The 19,791-nt window shown below is 52.9% G+C and carries 13 protein-coding genes and 1 riboswitch; of the genes, 7 read left to right on the forward strand and 6 right to left on the reverse strand.

The genetic code is table 11. The annotated features are described in order from the left end of the window. Window positions 1-143 precede the first annotated feature (143 nt). Window positions 144-1,223, reverse strand: coding sequence for a porin (locus RA157_RS12960; protein ID WP_350333549.1), 1,080 nt, complete (start codon window positions 1,221-1,223; stop codon window positions 144-146). Window positions 1,224-1,723: 500 nt separating this feature from the next. Here RA157_RS12960 and RA157_RS12965 point away from each other — a divergent pair, with 500 nt between their 5' ends. From RA157_RS12965 to RA157_RS12995, 7 genes are all read left to right on the forward strand, one after another. Then, a complete protein-coding gene (locus RA157_RS12965) occupies window positions 1,724-2,551 on the forward strand; it encodes a chromate resistance protein ChrB domain-containing protein (protein WP_350333550.1) in 828 nt (275 codons plus the stop codon). Continuing rightward, a complete protein-coding gene (gene chrA / locus RA157_RS12970) occupies window positions 2,548-3,825 on the forward strand; it encodes a chromate efflux transporter (RefSeq protein ID WP_350333551.1) in 1,278 nt (425 codons plus the stop codon). The genes RA157_RS12965 and chrA overlap by 4 nt, the downstream gene beginning before the upstream one ends. Window positions 3,826-3,877: 52 nt before the next feature. Then, a riboswitch (cobalamin riboswitch) is annotated at window positions 3,878-4,095 on the forward strand. 106 nt (window positions 4,096-4,201) lie between these two features. Then, window positions 4,202-5,023, forward strand: coding sequence for an ABC transporter ATP-binding protein (locus RA157_RS12975; RefSeq protein WP_350333552.1), 822 nt, complete (start codon window positions 4,202-4,204; stop codon window positions 5,021-5,023). 4 nt (window positions 5,024-5,027) lie between these two features. Then, window positions 5,028-5,978, forward strand: a complete 951-nt coding sequence (locus RA157_RS12980) for an ABC transporter substrate-binding protein (protein ID WP_350333553.1) — start codon at window positions 5,028-5,030, stop codon at window positions 5,976-5,978. Window positions 5,979-6,247: 269 nt separating this feature from the next. Next, a complete protein-coding gene (locus RA157_RS12985) occupies window positions 6,248-7,249 on the forward strand; it encodes a FecCD family ABC transporter permease (RefSeq protein WP_350333554.1) in 1,002 nt (333 codons plus the stop codon). Between the two features lie 307 nt (window positions 7,250-7,556). Further along, window positions 7,557-9,662 (forward strand): methyl-accepting chemotaxis protein, encoded by a 2,106-nt coding sequence (locus RA157_RS12990; RefSeq protein WP_350333555.1) that lies wholly within the window; start codon window positions 7,557-7,559, stop codon window positions 9,660-9,662. A gap of 250 nt (window positions 9,663-9,912) precedes the next feature. Beyond that, the gene (locus RA157_RS12995) at window positions 9,913-11,817 is read left to right on the forward strand and encodes a hypothetical protein (RefSeq protein WP_350333556.1); all 1,905 of its coding nucleotides are present in this window, start codon (window positions 9,913-9,915) and stop codon (window positions 11,815-11,817) included. A 74-nt stretch (window positions 11,818-11,891) separates the two neighbouring features. Here RA157_RS12995 and RA157_RS13000 read toward each other — a convergent pair whose 3' ends face one another. The 5 genes from RA157_RS13000 to RA157_RS13020 form a co-directional block, all read right to left on the reverse strand. Continuing rightward, window positions 11,892-13,001 carry a type 2 periplasmic-binding domain-containing protein gene (locus tag RA157_RS13000; protein ID WP_350333557.1) on the reverse strand — a complete coding sequence of 370 codons (1,110 nt, stop codon included), beginning with the start codon at window positions 12,999-13,001 and terminating at the stop codon, window positions 11,892-11,894. Continuing rightward, window positions 12,998-14,803: a hypothetical protein gene (locus RA157_RS13005; RefSeq protein WP_350333558.1), complete on the reverse strand. Its 1,806-nt coding sequence runs from the start codon at window positions 14,801-14,803 to the stop codon at window positions 12,998-13,000. Before RA157_RS13005 ends, RA157_RS13000 begins: the two co-directional genes overlap by 4 nt. A 347-nt stretch (window positions 14,804-15,150) precedes the next feature. Then, window positions 15,151-17,091, reverse strand: coding sequence for a hypothetical protein (locus RA157_RS13010; protein WP_350333559.1), 1,941 nt, complete (start codon window positions 17,089-17,091; stop codon window positions 15,151-15,153). Between the two features lie 160 nt (window positions 17,092-17,251). Continuing rightward, entirely contained in the window at window positions 17,252-18,001 is a 750-nt protein-coding gene (locus RA157_RS13015) for a hypothetical protein (RefSeq protein WP_350333560.1), read from the reverse strand. A gap of 292 nt (window positions 18,002-18,293) precedes the next feature. Next, window positions 18,294-19,598, reverse strand: a complete 1,305-nt coding sequence (locus RA157_RS13020) for a molybdopterin molybdotransferase MoeA (protein ID WP_350333561.1) — start codon at window positions 19,596-19,598, stop codon at window positions 18,294-18,296. Window positions 19,599-19,791 lie beyond the last annotated feature (193 nt).

The following is a 19,791-nucleotide window of genomic DNA, read 5'->3' on the forward strand; positions in this document are numbered from 1 at the left end:
TCAGTATTGATGATGACGTCTTGTTGCTCTCTTCTCAAAGCTTGCGGAAAACTATTGAAGAGTCAGAAAGGGGGCAAGAACGTACTGGTCTACGCTGCCCCCTTTCAGGTCACATTATCGTGTAGGCTGCTGTCCGATAATGATCAGAAATCAAGACGCAGGCCACCCTGGAAGGACGTGAAATTGTCCGTAATCCCGACAAGTGCGGTTGGCACGCGGCCAGCATCGTTTTCCAGATGCTCAACAGAGGTCCAGAAGCGCAGGTTCTTGTCGTAGTGATAGACATATTCCCCTTTGATGGACTGGACATCACCGCTCGTATCACAACTGTCAACAGCGTAACGGGCGTGGAACTGATGCTCTTTTACACGGGCACTACCGTAAATGCCGCTGGCTGTTCTGTCTTCACCAACGCAGGTAGGAATAAAGTTGATGTTTCCAAGCCCGCCGCCTGAAGCTCTCAGACGCAACGTACCGGTAGACCCGGCCCCTGAGGGGAAATCGAACTCGTCATCCTGCTGATGATGGTAGGCTGACAGAGTGAAAATGTCGTTGATTTTCCAGAAGGCACGTACGCCATAGAGGTTCCCCTGCAATGGGCCTTCCAGATCCTTTGCATAGGCGGCCTGCAGCTTTACAGGGCCGATTGAATATTCTGCACCAACCTGAACCTGGTCGAAATTATCGCCGTCCTGTCCTTCAAGCTGCGTGCCGATACCGAATTTGAAATTGCCGTATTTGAAGCGGTACTGCAGATAATCATCCTCACGAATGGTGGCCAGGCGGACCGTGTCTAGTCCATCGGAGAAGTAAGAGCCGCGAACAAAGCTGTGAAATACGGTTGTCTGTGATCCGAAGGACAGTGTGCCGTAATCCTTGTGACCAACGCCAACACTGGCAATACGAAGGGTCAGGCCGCCATTCTGGACAAAATCAACAACGTCGCTGCGGGTGCCGTATTCAAACTGACCGAAGACCGAAAAGCGATCGTTCAGCTGATATTTGGCTTTCACGCCGATACGGCTAAGAAAATCACGCCCGTTGAGACCATCCTGACTGACGCCAGCTTCAATGTAGTCGAACCCGACCCGGGCAGAACCGTAAAGGTCTACATCGAGTTTCGGCCCTACAGCATCTTCAATGGCTTTTTCGCCATTTGTGACAGCATCATCAAGTGATTTGGTCGCAGAAGAAAGGTCTGCGGCATTGGCGATGCCAGTCATTGCAAGAAGTGAAAGACTGAATGCTGTCGAACACAGCAGCTTCACTGAAAATTTAGTGTTAGAGAGCACCCTTTTGTCTCCTCCCGTTATTGTGATGGAGGGACCAAAGAGGAAACAGAGACCGCCTTTCAATGAATTTGGCTTGTCTCTGAGCAGATTTTCAGTGTGCTTCCGGGGCTATGTTACCTGATTTACCCCAAGTGCGAAATTTCATGTTCCGTATTTGAAACAAGGTCGATGTTGAGGCTCCGGCAAGCATCCGGCCTGTTGCCAGAGATCGGAACTGCATTGTTCAAACCCTCTGATGATTCTATGTCTGAAATGTGAAGAATGGTGTGCTGATGATACTGCAACTGATTTTTGACAAAACTGTTCTGGATTGATATCCTGATGGCAGGGGGCTTGCGAACGCCCCGTGAGGCTTAGACCCAAGGTTCGCTTCCAGAAGACCGGAGATTGTCTGCGCATACTTGCGCATGTCATTCGAGAGGAAGCAATCCATGCCTGCATTTAATGAAATTACCCCTGCACAGCTTTACCGCCTGATCGGCACACCCGATGCGCCTGGTCTTGTCGATCTCAGGATACAAGAAGACTTTGAAGACGATCCGCGTCTGATCCCCGGAGCCTTTCGCAGTCCGCATACGGATCTCGCAGCCCTAAAGGCACAGCTCGAGAGGCGACAGGCAGAGCGCGTGGTGGTTTATTGCCAGAAGGGGCGGAAGATATCGCAAGGAGTGGCAGCTCTGCTGCGATCGGATGGCTGGGCTGTTGAGGTTCTGCAGGGTGGACAGTTTGCCTGGAGGGATGCAGCGCTGCCCATGCGCGAGGAAATTGGCATGCTTCAGCGCACGGAAGAGGGGCAAACCCGGTGGGTCACCCGACATCGTCCGAAAATTGATCGCATAGCCTGCCCTTGGCTGGTCAGGCGGTTTATTGACCCCACAGCGGAATTTTTGTTTGTGCCGCAGCAGGACGTGGCATTGGTGGCCGAAAAGTTCAATGCCATACCATTTGACGTTGAGGGTGTTCGGTTCAGCCATCGCGGTGAGCGATGTTCTTTTGATGCCTTTATGGAGGATTTCGACCTGCGATCCAACGCCTTGGACCAGATGGCCGTTGTCATTCGCGGTGCTGATACCAATCGACATGATCTCGCACCACAGGCGGCAGGGCTGCTGGCCTTATCAGTCGGTCTGTCGCGTATGGTGCGAGATGACATGATGCAGCTTGATGCAGGCATGTTGCTCTATGATGCGCTCTATCGCTGGGCCCGGGATGGTATGGATGAAGGTCATGATTGGCCCGCACCAGGAAGCAAGCCATGACCCGCCCGGGTTTTTATGAAGCCTTCCGGGTCTGGTGGCAGATCGGGGTTCTGTCTTTCGGCGGGCCTGCAGCTCAGATTGCCCTGGTTCACCGGATGGTCGTGGAAGAGCGGAAATGGCTGAGTGAGCAGGATTACCTGAATGCTCTGTCTTTCTGCATGTTGCTGCCGGGGCCGGAGGCCATGCAGCTGGTGACGTACGCGGGATGGCGGCAACACGGAGTTCTGGGTGGTCTGGTGGCCGGGTTACTGTTTGTTCTACCGGGGGCGCTGGTGGTTCTGGCTTTTGCGGGCTTCTATGTAACCTTCGGCAACACACCATCTCTTGAAGCCCTGTTTCTCGGAGTGAAGGCCGCCGTTCTGGTGATCGTGTTTGACGCACTCTGGCGGATTGCCAGGCGCAGCCTGACATCGCGGCTGCACTGGTGGACCGCCGGGCTTTCCTTTGTGGCGCTGTTCTTTCTCGGAATTCCGTTTCCTGTCATCATTCTGGCGGCAGGCTGTCTCGGCTTTGTCACGGCACAGGCGGGTGAGAGGACGGTGATTGACCGACCTCATATCCCCTTGTCCAGAACCTGTGCCACTATTCTGGTCTGGCTCGCCATCTGGATGGTGCCGCTGGCTTTGGTTGAGCCGGTAACCGGTTTGCCCATTCTCACTGAGCTCGGCCTGTTTTTCTCCAAGCTTGCAACGGTGACCTTCGGCGGGGCCTATGCGGTTCTGGCCTATATGGCGCAGGACGCGGTGCAGAACCATGGCTGGCTGAGCACGACAGAGATGATTGACGGACTCGGTCTTGCGGAAACCACACCGGGGCCTTTGATACTGGTGACAGAGTTCGTCGGGTTTCTGGCAGCAGCACGGGCTGAGGGCGATGTTAGTCTATGGGCCGGAGTTCTGGGGGCAGGGGTAACGCTCTGGGCAACATTTGCACCCTGTTTCCTCTGGGTCTTTGCGGGTGCCCCTTATATTGCCTGGCTCACATCAAAACCCCGATTGCGGGCCGCGCTTGCATCCATTTCGGCGGCAGTGGTTGGCGTCATTCTCAATCTGTCCATATGGTTTGCAATCCACGTGCTGTTTGAAACTGTGACAACAGAGCGTCTGGCTGTCCTGACCCTGTTGCGGCCTGAGCTCGGCAGCTTCAATGATGCTGTTCTTATCTTCATCGCGCTGGCTATGGTGCTGCTGCTAAGCCTCCGTCGGAGTGTCCTTCTCACCCTCTGCGCCTGCGGAGGGCTTTCACTCGTGCTGGCCAGCCTTTCGCTCGTCTGAGCAGGTGCTTGGATAAACGGGATGATTTCATCTTGCTCCACCTCCTGAACGGGGTTATTCATCAACCGATGGTTTTCGGGAATCGAGCATATTTCCGGAATGAAAAGGGAATACGGTGAGGCTTAACCATCAGGTGCCTAATCCGTAGCTGCCCCCGCAACTGTGAGCGAGGAGCAAACCCGGCAAAACCACTGGCCTGAAACAGGCCGGGAAGGGTCGGGAGCGCTGTAATCCGCGAGTCAGGAGACCTGCCATCAGGAATTCACTCAACCCGGGCGGGGAAGTCCGGTTAAGGGGCTCCGGATGGCACATCTCAATGTCACCCGATCAATCTGCCTTTTGACCTGCCGCCGCCGGATCGCGGAGCACAAGGCAGATGGGATCATCTTTCCTGGAACTTGATGCTGTCACCGTTCACTCCGAGCGGGGCGACGCTTTGCTGTCTGACGTGAGCTTTGGGGTCAGCCATGGCGTACGGCTCGCTGTGGTCGGTCCGAATGGCGCAGGCAAAACCACATTGCTCCGGACCATCTGCGGCCTGTTGAGCCCGGATAACGGAGAAATCAGGCTGAATGGCCGCAGCCTGCAGACGCTCAGCTTTGAAGAGCGGGCCCGGCAGATTGCCTATGTGGGGCAGGCGGATGATCCAGATGGACGCCTGTCTGTCACGCAATATGTAGGGCTGGGAACCCGCGCCCGACAGGATCAGCTCAGCCAGGCAGAAACTGCGGAAGGCATGCATGCCATATTGGATGCACTCGGCCTTGGGTCACTTGCGGACAAGCGCATGGACCGGATTTCCGGGGGCGAACGCCAGAAGGCAAAGATAGCCCGCGCACTTTGTCAGAAACCGGACCTGCTGGTTCTGGACGAGCCGACCAACCACCTTGATCCAAGGGCTCGTGGCGACATTCTGAACCTTGTTTCAGGGTTCGGCATGGCGGTTATTGCTGCACTCCATGACCTGACCCTGATCGATAGTTTTGCCGACAAGGTTGCTCTGCTTGATGGCGGCCGGCTGATCGATCTTGGCTCCCCGTCTGAAACGCTCTCCACACCGAATGTGCGGCAGGTTTTTGACGTGGACCTGCTCCGGTTGGCGCATCCGGATGGGCGAGGTTTTCTCCCGACACTTGATCTTGGGAAGGCTGAAGCCTCTCGAGAGCGTTCCAACACCTGTATTCAAACCAAAGGATAGACTGATGATCAGATTTTACGGTGCAGCTCTTTCTGCATTGCTCATGGCCACAGCCGTGCAGGCCGAGCCTGTAACGGTTGATAATTGCGGTCAGCCACTCACATTCGAGACCACGCCTGAACGGCTGGTGGTTCACGATATCAATATGAGCGAGATGGCATTCGCGCTCGGCCTGCAGGACAAGATGGTCGGCGTGACCGGCATTTCCGGCTGGTACAAGACCAGCGCCGATTTCGAGAAGAAACGCGGGGACATACCGGAACTTGCCCCGAAATATCCGTCTCTGGAAAATCTCCTGGGCGCATCTCCGGATCTGTTCTTTGCCGGCTGGTATTACGGCATGAAGCCGGGTGGAGATGTGACGCCGGATATTCTGAAAGGACACAACATCAAGACCATGGTCTTGTCCGAGAGCTGTATCCACCTGGACAAAACACGTCCAGCTGCCTCAATGGACCTGCTGTTTGGTGATGTCCTGCGGCTTGGCAAGGTGTTTGACAAGGCCGATGAAGCGGAAGCTCTGGTCAAGGGTTGGAAGGAAGAACTGGCGGCCTTGAAAGACGCTGTGCCTGCTGAGGGTCGCAAGCGCGTCTTCCTCTATGATTCCGGTGCGGACAAGCCGTTTACCGCCGGGAAGTATGCCATCACCACGGCAATGATCGATGCTGCAGGCGGCGAAAATGTCACCGGTGACATGGAAACCAGCTGGGGAACCGCGTCCTGGGAAGCCGTTGCGGCTGCCAATCCGGAATTCCTGATCCTGCTGGATTACCAGAATGGCGATGGTGCCAAGGGCCTGATGAATTTCCTCAAGGAGCATCCGGTGATGAAGTATACGGATGCCGTGAAGAACGGGCGCTATGTCGCCCTTCGCTATGAAGAACTGACACCGGGACCGGCTAATATCAAGGCTATAGGCAAGATCACCAAAGCCATGTATCCGAAAGCGTTTTAATACCAAAGGACCTTAATATTGACCCATGTGATGCCGCCCAGCCGTTCATCGGCAAGGCGCTTTTTGAAGGGCGATGCGGGGCATCGGTCGAGAGAAGAAACGCTGTCCGGTGGGCGACTGGACGGCACCGAAGGCCGGATTTCTGCGCGTTCCAGGCGTCGTTGCAGATGGTTCATGGTATCCATACCACATCACCATCCGCGCCTTGCCGGACCGCGTATGAATCTCGGTCAAATGATTCAATATTTAGTTCCTTTGGTATCAGACTGATGGTGCGGTTCATTCTTGCAGTGCTGGCGGCAGGTGCCGGGCTTCTGGGGCTTGCCTTTCTGGCTGTGTCGGTCGGGGCGGTTGATATTCCGTTCGATGTCATCTGGAAAGCCATCCGGGGAGCTGTCTTCCCGTCCGGTCAGGATGAACCGCATCCGCTCTCTCGCATTATCCTTGACCTCCGGCTGCCCCGTGCATTGCTGGCGATCATGGTTGGGGCTGGCCTTGGGGTCGTGGGCTGTATTCTCCAGACCGTAACGCGCAACGATCTGGCCGATCCGTTTCTGTTTGGCCTGTCATCGGGCGCTGCCGCAGGTGCGGTACTGGTCATTACTGTTACTGGCGATGTTCTTGGAGTCTGGACTCTGCCGATTGCTGCCTTTTGCGGCGGGCTGATTGCATCAGCTACGGTCCTGCTGCTGATGGCTCGCGGTGTGCGTCAGGATCCTGCCAGACTGGTCCTGACCGGTCTGGCGGTGTCTTTCCTTTTCCTGTCGCTGACGAATTACATGGTGTTCGCCGGAGATCAGCGGGCCGCGCATTCAGTCCTGTTCTGGACAATTGGCGGCCTTGGGCTTGCCCGGTGGGATATCCTGCCCATTGCGCTTGCTGGTCTTCTGGCTGTTGGCGTCTATGGGGTCTGGAAAAGCCGGGACCTGGACGCACTTCTCTCCGGTGATGATACAGCCCAGACTCTCGGGGTTGATGTGAAGAATACCCGCAGAATGGCTTTCATGGTTGCCGCTTTTGCGACCTCGGCCTTTGTCTCCGTAACCGGTGTCATCGGCTTTGTCGGGTTGATGGTGCCGCATCTGGCACGTGCCATCACCGGGCCTCTTCATGGTCGGCTTATTATCCTGTCTTCTCTTATTGGTGCCTGTCTTCTGCTGGTCAGTGACAGCCTTGCCCGGACGCTTCTGACGCCGCAGGAGCTTCCGATTGGCATTATTACCTCAGCCATCGGGGCTCTGTTTGTAATGAGCATGCTGCGCCGCCTTTAAAGGCAGGCGACTGGAGCTTGACCCTAGGTGGTAGCAAAGACGATGTCGACCAAATCTAGCACCATCAAAAACCAATTCTATGATTTCTGTAACCAATAAGCAAAATTCGGTTTTGAACTGTGTTTCCGCTCAGGTTGTTTCTTGAATGATGCTGTCAATGAAGACTTTATTTACATGAATTCAGTTAAGTTTTTTACGGACGCACGCGTTTTCGCAAGAGATTGTTAGGTGTTTTTACGTATCGATCTCCAGGAAACAGTTCGCCGATCAAGAGCACGCTCGGGTATCGGCAGGTTGGGGACAAAAAATGCTGAAAAATGCAAAGATAACAACAAAGTTGATCGGTATGACAGTTGCAGCACTCACAGTGGTGCTTGCAGCTGGTGTCAGCGTGATCAGCTGGCAGGTCTCGGAAACAACAACAGGGCAGGCCCTCGCAGAAGCAGAAGCCGTTGCCCGCGAGCAGGCCGAGTTTGTAAAGAGGCAGATGGAAACAGGTCTGACCTCTGCGCAGATCCTTGGTGATACGCTCAATGGCCTGCGCGAGGCAGAAGCCATAGACCGCACCGCCTGGATGGCGCTGCTTGAAAAGACACTGCGTGAAAATGAGAACCTGTCAGGAACATGGGGCGTTATTCCAAAAAACAGGTTTGACGGACGCGACGCTGATTTTGCCGATACGGAAAAGTATGATGAGCACGGTGACTGGCGCCCTTATTATTTCCGTCTTGCTGATGGCAAGATTGGCTACAAGCCCACATCGGTTCCGGATGTCGGAAATCCCGAAGCGCAGAAATGGTTCAATGCGCCGTTTATCTCCGGTCAGGACTATGTGACCGAGCCTTACAGCTGGGAAGCGGATGGTCAGACAGTGACCGGCGTCTCCTTTGGTGTGCCGTTGAAAAACGGCTCAGAGACGATTGGGGTTGCGGGTACCGATATCCTGCTGACGCCGCTGGCCAATGCCCTGTCGCGGATCAGTCCGCTGGGAACCGGTTCTGTGCATCTTCTGTCTCAGAATGGCGTTTGGCTGTCACATCCGGATGCTGCTCTTCTTGGCAAGGACTGGGCTGAAGGACGGTCGGACGCTGATGCCGCTCATGAAAGTGCTGTCAAAGCCGCAGTGAAAAATGCGCAGCCCTATACTTACGAAGGGTATTCCAACAGCCTTGGCACGGAAGTGACCCGGATTATCATCCCGCTCCGCATTGGTGGAACGGATGCGACCATGTCACTTGTGGCCAATGTTCCCAACAACACGCTGACAGCAGCCTCGCGACAAATCACGGTGACCATTATCGGTATCGGTGTCGCTCTGCTGTTTGTTGTGGCAGGGGCAGTCTATGGGGTTGGGAACTCTGTCGTCCGCAAACCGATTGGCCGGGCAATCTCGACTATCAAGGCTCTGATCGATGGCAATTATACCATCGAGATTGCGGACACGGATCGCGGCGACGAAATTGGTGAGGTCAGCCGCGCACTCGAAATCTTCCGGGACAAGGCCCATCAGGCCGAGCAGCTGGCACATCAGCAGGCTGAAGCCCAGAAACAGGATGCCGCCCGTGCTGAACGGGTTCGTGAACTGTCGCGGAACTTTGACCAGCAGGTAACCAGCCTGACTCAGACTGTGCTGTCCCAGGTTCAGGATCTGAATGACGCCTCCATATCGCTTATGTCTGAAGCGGATGACACCAGTTCCAAGAGTGCGTCTGTGGCCGCATCCTCTGAAGAAGCATCGACCAATGTGGAAACTGTGGCCTCGGCTTCTGAAGAGCTGATGGCATCTGTCAATGAAATCAGTGGCCGGATGAAACAGTCCGTGGATGTGGCAAGTCAGGCTGTCGATCAGGCTCATTCCGCCAATGGCCGGATCGAAGGTCTGACTGATGCCGCCAACCGGATCAGTGAAGTGGTCAAGCTGATTACCGAGATTGCGGAACAGACCAACCTTCTGGCTCTGAACGCAACCATTGAGGCGGCCCGGGCCGGTGAGGCCGGTAAAGGCTTTGCGGTCGTGGCAGCCGAGGTGAAGGAGCTGGCCAACCAGACGGCCAAAGCGACAGAAGAAATCTCCATTCAGATCCAGTCTGTGCAGAACGAGACCAATGGTGCGGTCGATGCCATCAAGGGGATCACTCACACGATTGAGCAAATCAACGAGATCTCGTCCGATATCCAGTACTCTGTTGATGAGCAGAGCCAGGCGATTGAGGAAATTGCCCGCAGCATCCAGGAAGCATCCAACGGCACTCAGGAAGTGACACGCAACATTACCTCAGTGGCAACATCAGCCGATGAAACCGGGGCAAATGCGCGCAAGGTGAGCTCATCTGCCAATGTCCTGCAGTCTGAAACGGACCGCCTCAAGGCAGAAGTGGACGGCTTCCTGACTGGCGTGCGTGAAGTCGCATAGGGTCAAAGAGAAAAGGGGCAGGCGATGACAAACTGAGCCTGCCCGATTGCTTTGGTTGGTTTGAATGAACAGGGTGGCAGCGATGAGTGCGTTACCACCCTTTTTATATGCAGTATGCATTATATCGTCTTTTAATCGTTCCCAGGTTGCAAATAATGGGGTGAGGGATAACATAGCCTGTATCCGTCGCTCGGGGAGGAGCGCCGGCAGTCTCTGATAGAAGATGAGCAAGCGAATCTGGGGGGATTTCATGACGCTTATACAAAAGGCGCGGCGTGCCTTGCTGTCAGCTCTGGTGCTGGCACCGGTTCTGGCCTTGGAAGAGGCCAGTGCGCGGATTGTTGAACTGTCTCTCGGACCGGTATCACCGACACCGGTTTCCGGCTTCACCGGTCAGCGGGTCGAACGCCTTCTGAGGCCGGAAAACGCGATCCTTTACCGTCTGGATTTCGGAGAACGGGGTAACACACCCTGTTATGTCCGCGCATGGTGGTGGTTGATGGATGACGATCGCGCTCGTGCCCGATTGACGCGGACGCTCAATCTCTGTGGTGGTAATGCACGCAGCATCAAGACTGTCGAAGTGGATAGACAGACCCTGGGCTATCCCGGCATCGCTTCGCTGGCTGTCTGCAATAACCGTCGCTCCAATCGGCGGCTCAAAGGCGTCAATATTGTCAATGGAGGCCAGTTTCTGGCGCGGCTTGATGACTCGGTGGTGACCAGTGGCAGCCCGGAGCGGTTCCGCCGAACCAACTGCGCCAGATGGAGCCAGGCGGTAGCCTGTTCGCGCGGCGAGATTGCTGTTGGCCTCGATGTTCACCGTAACAATGACACGATTACCGGTCTGGCGCTGCGTTGTGCCCAGCCCCGGGCCGAGGTCTTTTCTGTCAACCGGGGTGACTTCACCTATTATCCGCTTGATTTCCGGCCAGAACATTGGGCCCTGCTTGAAGATGTGCACCCGTTGCAGCGCGCAGCCTTTGGTCGGCCGCTTGATGTGCTGATCTGCCAAGAGGATTTCCCGAGAGGGTCCCAGGCAGAACGTAATGTTCATCTGGCACTTGACCGGGTTGCCTCCATCCAGAACACGAAGATTGCATTTGAGCCGAGGACCGAGCCCTGTCTGGACAACGAAAACCAGACCTATGTGCGGGCAGATATTCCAGCTGATATTCAGATCCAGATTGTCGACAATGCCTGCCCGCGACGGCTCAACACACTGATCCAGCCTCTTAATGCCACGGCAGGTGTCTGTTATCTCAACAGGGGTGAAACAGAGCCCTGGCGGATCGGGGATTGCAATGGCTGGTCGGATTGCTGGGCAGACAGTTCACTGCTGATGCTGCGCCGGAGCAATTACCCGGATGCCAATAACATTCCGTCCGTAGGTGTCATCACCCATGAGCTGGGTCATCTGTTCGGGCAGGTGCATAATTATGATGATGACGCTGATGCCTGCTCAGGTGCCAGCAGCCACAGGTTTCGCAAGCCAAAGCTGTTTCACACCTTGCCGGGCTTTGCAAAAGGTGGCGGATTTGCCCGGTCCTTTATCCATCCGTTCCCCGGTACCGCCAATGCCGATATGCGTCAGCAGAACCCGACGGCCTATACCACAGCCTACTTTCAGTATCGCTATGGACGTCACCCCATGCAGCGAACCAGACCGACAACGCCGGAATGGGCCATTCACTCCACGCTCGTTCAGAGAAGCAATACCTGTGCACTGCCAGGCAATGCCAGTGGAAAAAATCCTGTGAACTTTCGGGCAACACGATCTTTTTTCGACACTGTCCCGGCCCAACTGTGCGGCAGGGGAGGTCGAGGCAACCTGACAGACTGTGCCACCGGATCTCTGCCGGTATACAGGCTGCAATTCTCTCTGAACGACCGGCAGAACTGTTCAACCGGCAGAACGCCCACACTCGCTGTGTCGGTGGCTGGCCGGATCGTCTATGAACAGCCAATTCCTCTGCCTACTGATTGCCGTCTTGCCTATTACGACTGGTCCGCAGCCATCCGGATCCCGGCGTCCAGCATTCGCGGAAGCAGCAATTCCACCCAGATACGCTTTCTGATCAACAGACAGGGGCGGAATACGGAGCATGTTCCGGGTAACAACATCACCACGCTCTCAACCCGGGTGGTGCGGTAGCAGATTACTATGTAGCCAGTATGGGAGTTCTGGGTAATGGAACTCCCATTGGCAGAAAAGGTAATTTTATCGGTTCAATTAGAGCCGCGCATGCTCCAGTAAAAGAGTTCTAGCTGCCTGCTGCGGGGGGCATCACCAAAGGTTGCTCTATATGCTCTATCAAGGAGTGAATCTGCTGTTGCAATCTCACGGTTCAGAATTTCATAAAAGCGCCCTATAAGGTGTGCTTTGCGTCCTTTGTTTCTCCGATAGTCGATATTGGCAAAAATAGCGTAGCGATCATTGGTGTAGGTTGTGGCACCTAGAGTCCATTCGCAGCCCGCGTGTTGACGGGCATAATCTGTGATGATCTCAAGATCACCCACGTAATAGGTAACAACATTGTCACAAAAGGCTTTTGAAACCTCTTCATGACTTAGGGCAGGCCAGATTACGGTTCCTTCCTTTTCATTTTGAATATCTTGCTTTTTCCTTATCTTGCTGGTTTGGTCTGATCGCATTGCTGTAATGATCTTTTCTCTAAAGCGACTCCATTCCCCGGAATTCAAAATGGCCTGAAGGCCAATGTGTCTGGAGGTTGTCGCGCCAACCAGTCCAATAAGAGCCCGGCCCGGGCCTGGAGTATGTTCGAGGTCCGGAGGTGTCGCATTCTTTAGTTGGAGGTATCCAATCCCAGTAACAAACAGGGGGGGGGAAACAGCATAACGTTTTACACGATCCCGTGTAATTGTGGCCGGATCGCAAAGTATATCGATCTCGCTCTCCAGAAAATCTATACGGTCCTGTTTCTTCGGATTCTGCCTGAGCAACTCATCCACATCAATGTGTTCTATATCTTCTGGCCCGAAAGGTTCTTCTGGCCCGCGCGGATCGGAAATAAACATCTCCTTCAACACTTCATCGCAGATATAGACCATATAGCCATCATAGCCCTTGGACCTGAGTGGTCCGGATTTTGAGGAATAGTTCCCGGATCTTGTTTCTGTCCGAAACGAAAACGGACGTGCATGCTCTCTTACACCGATGAGCAGTTTGCTATTGTTTCCTTCTTTATCTTCTGTATTTGAAGTGGTGGAAGGGGAGGCTTGCTTTATCCGAGCTTCTTCTGAAGCATGGCCAGAGATGGTGCCAGTGTGACACAGAACAAGGGAGGCAAAGAGAAACAACCTTACAGTGTTGCTCATTTTTGCTCCTTCTGGGATGATACAAACCACCATCCCTTGTCTTTTTCATCGGCCTCTGTGACTTCCAGGAAAATTGCAAAAAAGATTATAAAAAGAGACGACAGAGAGCCGGTTGTAATCATTTCTCGTAGTTCAAAACTGAGCCAGGATCCTTCAGGCTCCGGCAAAATAAACTCAGCGGGGTAACCAACGAGCACAATGATATAGAACCACCCAAAAATGAGTGCTGAAAATACTATGGAAATCAATACAGTTATTTCATTATGAAGCTTCTCGTGCTGATCCATTAGGACCAGCATAGCGATAGATAATATAAACCCAAGACCAAGGTGCATCAGGATGTATGATATCTGGCTATTGAAGAAGAATATTATTTGACTTTCGGTCAGCTGGAAGTTGGCATCAGCCCAAATTTTGATAAATTCCCCTGAAGTGATCCCTATAACACATAGAATAGATGGTACGAGTGCCATGAAGAAGAGACGCAAAAACGGAATGCGTCTTAATTTCCATTCTGGCCATGAATTGTCATCAAGGCGCGCGTCTCTCCCGAATATGGTTGCAATAGCTACAAATATTACAGGAATGATCGCCACAAAAGAGCGCCATAGAGATCTGTTTATCGTGACTTTTCTTATCTTATTTTCAACGTTATTTGTCGATATTTCATTTGTTTTTTCTTCGCATTTTTTCTTTTTTTCTTTATTCTCTGCAGGGCAATTTGTTTTAATTGCATTTATTTCTCTTTCAACCATGAGTTTTATATTATTTTCATCAGAGTAAACCCATTTTTGATATGTATTGAAGCAGAGGGTTAGCGATATGATTGAGGCGCACAATATTGCCATCGCGAAAGAATTCATTTCGATTTGGTAGTTTTTTTTAATTTTCTTATGAACATGATTTATTGTCTTGTTTTTATTGCTATTTTTTATGGATTTGTTGTTTCGAAGAAAATGCACGGAGAATAACGCGATAGTATCGTTGGCGGTCGCGTTAGTTGTTGCATAGAGCTTCTGACGCTCGGTTTCACTGTCAGCAAGAGGCGACTTCAGAGTATCCTTGATTGATCTTATCTGCTTCTCCAGTTTTTCTGACAGGCTCTTCATTGAGGAAATCTGTGTCAGCGGAAAGTGCTGTGTTCTGGACCTTTCAGTTATGATGGGGGAGAGGTAGTCGATTGTCCTGAGGGATGTTTCTATTGAGGCTAGGTATTCTTCATCATGGCTCCCCACAAAGGTGGCCTTGGCGTTCTTTTCAAAGAGCCGGGTCAGGGGAAGCGGATGGTCTGGGTCCAGGTCAGTCTTGTAGTTAATGTCATTCAGATGCTCTATGACCTGATACACTCCTCTGGGCACGCCTGCGATACGATGGGCCAGTGAGCGCATGGTATTTTCAAGAGGGCGCAAAGCTCCCACTGAGAAAACCGCTATTATCGCTGCGGATATGAAGATTGGCTTGCCGTATTGCGTGCCCGTCAACCCAAAGGGGGTATCCTCTTTTAGAAAGGGTGAACCGGTTGGGCCGACCATAGTATTCAGGTCTGAGGCTTGCTGGACAAGATCATATACTGTGCTTGAGCTCAATATAATGATGTATGTTAGAAGATAGATCAGAGAATAAAAGAAAAAACCAATATTCTTCTCTCTGGGAGTGCAGAGTTTTGCAACTTCTACATCCTGAAGAATTGCGTGTTCGCGAAACGGAATTGTAGCTAGTGACGAGTTGTAATTTCTATAAGCTTCAATAAGTAGAGTTAGCCCGCCAAAAATTACTACGCCGATATAAATGAGCGTATTCATAACTGAAGGTCACGATTTGACTAGTTAAACTAGAAGCAGGCGCTAATAGCCGGGTTGCAAGGGCCCGCAAGAGCCTCGCCACCAGAAAATATCTGTAGATAAGCGTGCCCGGAATAAAGGATGGATGACAATAAGACTATTCTGATAATGGTTTTCATTTCCCCCTCCTGCTCATAATTATCCATACAACTAGCATATTGCATTCATTTAATCAAATTAATTGTAGGTAGAGTTATGTGGTTTTAGATAAATGGCTTTCAATTTTCATTTTGCATGCGGCCGTATGGTTTTCACGTGCGAAATGTGGGTTCTTGATGCTTCCTCAGCTTGGAAGAGCTGATCGCCGGTTATATATGATGTCGGATAAGATCAAGCGTATGGCGGTCTTTCCAGTATTCAGTATGTCCGCTCTTCTTGACCGCATAGTTCAGAGGCCAATCACCTTTCGGGTTCCCGACTGTTGTGCCGACAAAGTCATCAATGCAGAAGATGTTTTTCCAGGTCGGAATTTTCTCTTTGAAGAGCCCATTGGGTACCGCGAATGTCGACCCGAAATAATGCTCAAACAGATGGGTAAGCGGAGATCCCATGGTAATAAGGGCACTCCATTCGAGGTCTGACCTGAAGTACTGATGGTTCTCAGATTCTGACAGGAGCTCCTTGATACTCTGAACCGCAACCAGTGTACCGAGGCTGTGTGACACAACGACAACCTTGTCGGCTTTGGTCGATTCAATCATTGTTCTTGCAACTGTCTTGAACCGCTGATGGATCCGTTCTCTTTGCGGATGGAACCAGATATTGCGGTTGGACGGGAGACGCTCCCGCTTGAGATAGGTGATGACATCCTTGCCAACCCCGAGCGCCATGGACAGACCTGAGCGTTGGGCGGAAAAAACATACCCGCAAACACCAACAAAGATGGGCACAGAGATAAACAGCCACTCATCAACCAGAGTACGCCCGAGCACGCCATAGAGCAAACCGAGCAGACCAACAATGATCACGGGCATTGCGCAGATGATGATGGAGAGACGACCATTCAGAAGCAACCGGTTGCGGGTAGCTCGGAAGCATTCTTGATCCTCTGTTTCTCTGATATCTGTCGCCTGATCTAGTGTGCCGTTGAGTTCGTTCAGTCTGGAATTCCGGAAGAGATAAATAACCACCAGAGACAAGATCACCAGCAGCAGGGCGACAACCAGGTAAGGGAAAACCATTAGCGGGATCTCAAACAGAGATGTGTTGATCCCGATATACCCCGTTTCAATTTCTGCCTGTATGTTTGTGTCGTCTTCCGTATGAGGTCTGTCCCCCAGCGCAGGAACTGCTATAGACCAGAAAGCCATGGACAGTGTGGCCCAAAGAAGAGCCATGATGGTGCAAACCGTTTCAAACATTACAACAGATTCCGCTTTGCGTGCAGGCCGGCCAGTCAGCTTCGCGCGGATGGTTCGGGTCAACGCATGCAGCATCAGGATTCCAACGACAAGAGCTGTTAGCGCGGAAAGCATCAAAAGGGCGGCAATCAAGGAGGCGCTCAACACATCCTGCTTGCCATCCAGCGGCAGAGATAGTGTCCTGTCACCGATTTGCGGGCCTGTAATTGCTTCAGGGATGGCCAGCGGGCAGATGGTCGCAACCAGTGCTATAAGGCTCAGGGCCATCGCGAAGATCACAAGACCTGCTTTGAACTGGTTGAAAAGATGACTGTCAAAAGGACCTTTTTTACCAAACAGCCAGGACACAATAAGCCCCAGCCAGATCAACCCCATGACCAGAAGCGGCTCCGTACGGACCTTCTCGTTGAGTTGAAGCAGAACAACAGCGAGCAGGAGCAGGTTGAGCGGCGCGATACAGGCATGCATGAGCCCGATGAACAGGCCTGCTAGTGAGGCGCTTGCAGACCCTTTTCCGTAAGCCGCGTAGACATTCTCCCGCACGATATTGCCCATGCCTAGCACAGTCAGGATTAACTCATAAAGAACGCCGACCATGCCATGACGCGGCCGTGATAGATCAGCCCAGAAAACCTCCGCATATGTTGTTCTCTGTTCGTTGGTATCAAAAGCCCTGATATGGCACTGAAAATGATCCTGAAACCGGCTTTCTACAGAGCCGGGTATCTTGTACTCATCCACTAGCCAACGGCATTCGCTTTCTACTCTCGCAGCTTCGTTCTTCTCAAGGGCAGCTGCCAGCGTGTCGATGGTGTCGCCCGCTTTCTGCTCGCCAATGCCGTGAACACAGAGAACAAGCGTGTTGGTTTTTTCATCGTTTTCGGCCATCTCTCTCCCCCCTTGAAAACACGGTGTGATGGAGATCTCTGCCTAACCTTTTGGATGACCACGGAATGGCAGCTATCCAATGACGTGATCTGCTCATCATGCTGCGCCGGACAGGAGACTTCTTGTCCGGCGCTATTGAGCCCGTAACTAGGTCCTGACCCTAATTCCGGAAATCGTTGTTGTGGTGTTGCAGGTGGTGTTTTCGGTCTGCAGAAAACTTGATGACCTGTCTCTTGTGAGAGAGAAACTCTCTCATCAGATTGACGATCTGTTTTGCCTGCTCATCGCTGATTGCTTTTTTATCAGAAGCAGAGTCTGCTTGTGCGGTGGTGGATGAGCCTTCAATCCTGATTTCTGCACTCGGTGCGCTGCTGTCTTCTCTGTTGTCGTTGATTGTTACGCCACTGCCACCGGCTGTAACCTTCGCTTTTCCGGCTGGTTTGTTCCCTGCCAGAGCATCAATTGCCATAACCATGGTCAGAGCCGTGTCGACATTGGTTATAATCCGACGGTAGTCGTCGCTTGAGATCGCACCATTCAGATAAGCTTCGCACAGGCGATAGTATCCGTCTCTCATGATCTGGATTGGCTGGGAGCGTGCCCCAAGTTCCGCTGCGGCTTCCGAAAAATTCCCTGCAGCCCGTGCACTGCCTCGATTGAGGATATCCCCTGATGCCGCAACTGTAGCTGCACTGGCCACCAGTGCATCGGGTGAGGGCTCTGCGCAGGCAACTTCCCGCCTTTCACCGTGCTCGCCTTCTTTGCGATACCCGACAGTAAAGAGCCTTTGCTTGGCGTCTATGCTGAGTGTTTGTACGCCCCCAACAGGCGTTTTCTTGTGGATTGTACTTCCACATCCGGCCAAAGTCAGCCCGGCAGCCAGCAATGCCCCTGAACGCAAACTAAACATAATTCCCCCCTATGATGTTGCGTTGATTTTCTCTCCTTATTTTCACTCTTTTTAAGTGTTAATTATTATTAATACTCTCATAGAGGTTATTTTGAGTCAAATATAAGGGCTTGGATTTTTTGGTAGTATGCAGGTTGTGTTGAATTAAGTATTTAAATTTCTAAAGATTAAATCTATTTCTACTATGCTTTACGTAATTCAGATTGCAGGTGTGTTTTTTGCATAGAAAACGCCAAAGTTTTTCTTCGGCGTTTTGTCTCCAGCGGATGGGGTATCGTGAGATGAATTCTGTTTATCGGAGGCCGAATACGGCGTGGAAGGGATAGAATGCCAGACGCGCACCTTCCTTTATGCCTTCATTGCCAATCGGCAGGGCTGCAAGGCCATCGGCATCAATCAGTGGATTAAGACGGGCAGAGCCGCCCTTGCCGAGTTTTTCAAGCCGTGGCAGGCCATCCTTGGCAAAGCCCGAGATCCGGGCCGGGACGAATTCGATCCGTTTGCCTCCATGGCGGGTGCTGAATGCAGCACGGCCCTGGAGCAGATGGTCAGACCGGTTCATGCCGCAGAGGTCGGCAATGGCCGGGCGGGCGAACAGCAGAAACCCGGTCAATGCGGCAAATGGATTGCCAGGCAGGCCGATGAACAGACAGCGGCCAAGTCGCCCGAAGCCAAGCGGTTTGCCCGGTTTCATGGCGACTTTCTTCACATCCAGCTCACAACCCTCTGTCTCAACCACCCGACGGATATAGTCCTCTTCTCCAACCGACATGCCGCCGGAGGTCAGCAGAAGGTCATGATCGGCTGCCAATTGCCGCACGGCTTGTCGAATGACCTCGAAATCATCTGTGACCGTGCGGTGAACCGTCAGGCTGATATGCGGCTGGTCGAGCAGGGCTGCCAGCATCGGGGTATTGGAATCGTAGATGGCGCCGGGGCTGAGGGCCTGTCCCGGCTCGGCCAGTTCAGCACCAGTTGCCAGAATGGCCACACGAACCGGGCGGATGACGTCCACATGGCGGGTGCCGACAGATGAGGCCAGGGCGATATGCCGTGCATCAAGCCGCGTGCCCTTGCGGATAATCACAGACCCCTGCGGCACGTCCTCGCCGCGAAACCGTATATGAGCGTGAGTGGGTGGTGCGTCTGAAAAACTGACTTCGGCTCCGCATTCTGACAGTGAACAGTCTTCCTGCATCACCACCGCATCCGCCCAGGAAGGCATGGGCGCGCCGGTAAAAATCCGTACGGCAGCGCGGGCTTCAATCACCTGTCCAGCGTCGTCACCGGCTGCCACCCGGCCCACGACAGGCAGGACATGAGGTCCATCACCGGTCAGGTCTGCCATTCGTACCGCATAGCCATCAACGGCCGAGTTATCCCAGAGCGGCAGAGGCATGGGGCTTGTCAGGTCGGTTGCCTGAATCCGGCCGGCGGCCTGTGTCAGCGGCAACGTTTCGGTACCCTCAATGACGCTGACCAGAGCCTCAATCCGCTCAATTGCCTCATCCAGAGGCGTCAGCGGCAGACCCTCCACCGGATCCCGGTCACAGGCCGAACAACAGGACGGATGAGCAACGGCAGATGCACCAGACATAATGTTTCCTCGTGTTTCAAAGTGAGGAAACGCTAGGGCAGGGCGGTATCGGGGGCATTGATGTGGGTCAAGGGGGGCATATGGTCACCTTACTCACGAGTGAATAGGGTTCTGGGTGAGGGTAAGAAACTCTATCAGAGAGAGATATGGCGTGGTTTCAAAGTGGAGGAAAAAAACATCTGAATCCGCCCCC

It is taken from the genome of Coralliovum pocilloporae, assembly GCF_030845175.1.
GTDB lineage: Bacteria > Pseudomonadota > Alphaproteobacteria > Rhizobiales > Cohaesibacteraceae > Coralliovum > Coralliovum pocilloporae.

Bases quoted from the DNA above. Each gene is read 5' to 3' on its own strand.
- RA157_RS13010 (WP_350333559.1), bottom strand. From the start codon at position 17,091: ATGGCCGAAAACGATGAAAAAACCAACACGCTTGTTCTCTGTGTTCAC.
- RA157_RS12960 (WP_350333549.1), bottom strand. From the start codon at position 1,223: ATGACTGGCATCGCCAATGCCGCAGACCTTTCTTCTGCGACCAAATCA.
- RA157_RS12965 (WP_350333550.1), top strand. From the start codon at position 1,724: ATGCCTGCATTTAATGAAATTACCCCTGCACAGCTTTACCGCCTGATC.
- RA157_RS12980 (WP_350333553.1), top strand. From the start codon at position 5,028: ATGATCAGATTTTACGGTGCAGCTCTTTCTGCATTGCTCATGGCCACA.
- RA157_RS13005 (WP_350333558.1), bottom strand. From the start codon at position 14,803: ATGAATACGCTCATTTATATCGGCGTAGTAATTTTTGGCGGGCTAACT.
- RA157_RS13000 (WP_350333557.1), bottom strand. From the start codon at position 13,001: ATGAGCAACACTGTAAGGTTGTTTCTCTTTGCCTCCCTTGTTCTGTGT.
- RA157_RS12995 (WP_350333556.1), top strand. From the start codon at position 9,913: ATGACGCTTATACAAAAGGCGCGGCGTGCCTTGCTGTCAGCTCTGGTG.
- RA157_RS12975 (WP_350333552.1), top strand. From the start codon at position 4,202: ATGGGATCATCTTTCCTGGAACTTGATGCTGTCACCGTTCACTCCGAG.
- RA157_RS13020 (WP_350333561.1), bottom strand. From the start codon at position 19,598: ATGTCTGGTGCATCTGCCGTTGCTCATCCGTCCTGTTGTTCGGCCTGT.
- chrA (WP_350333551.1), top strand. From the start codon at position 2,548: ATGACCCGCCCGGGTTTTTATGAAGCCTTCCGGGTCTGGTGGCAGATC.
- RA157_RS12985 (WP_350333554.1), top strand. From the start codon at position 6,248: ATGGTGCGGTTCATTCTTGCAGTGCTGGCGGCAGGTGCCGGGCTTCTG.
- RA157_RS12990 (WP_350333555.1), top strand. From the start codon at position 7,557: ATGCTGAAAAATGCAAAGATAACAACAAAGTTGATCGGTATGACAGTT.
- RA157_RS13015 (WP_350333560.1), bottom strand. From the start codon at position 18,001: ATGTTTAGTTTGCGTTCAGGGGCATTGCTGGCTGCCGGGCTGACTTTG.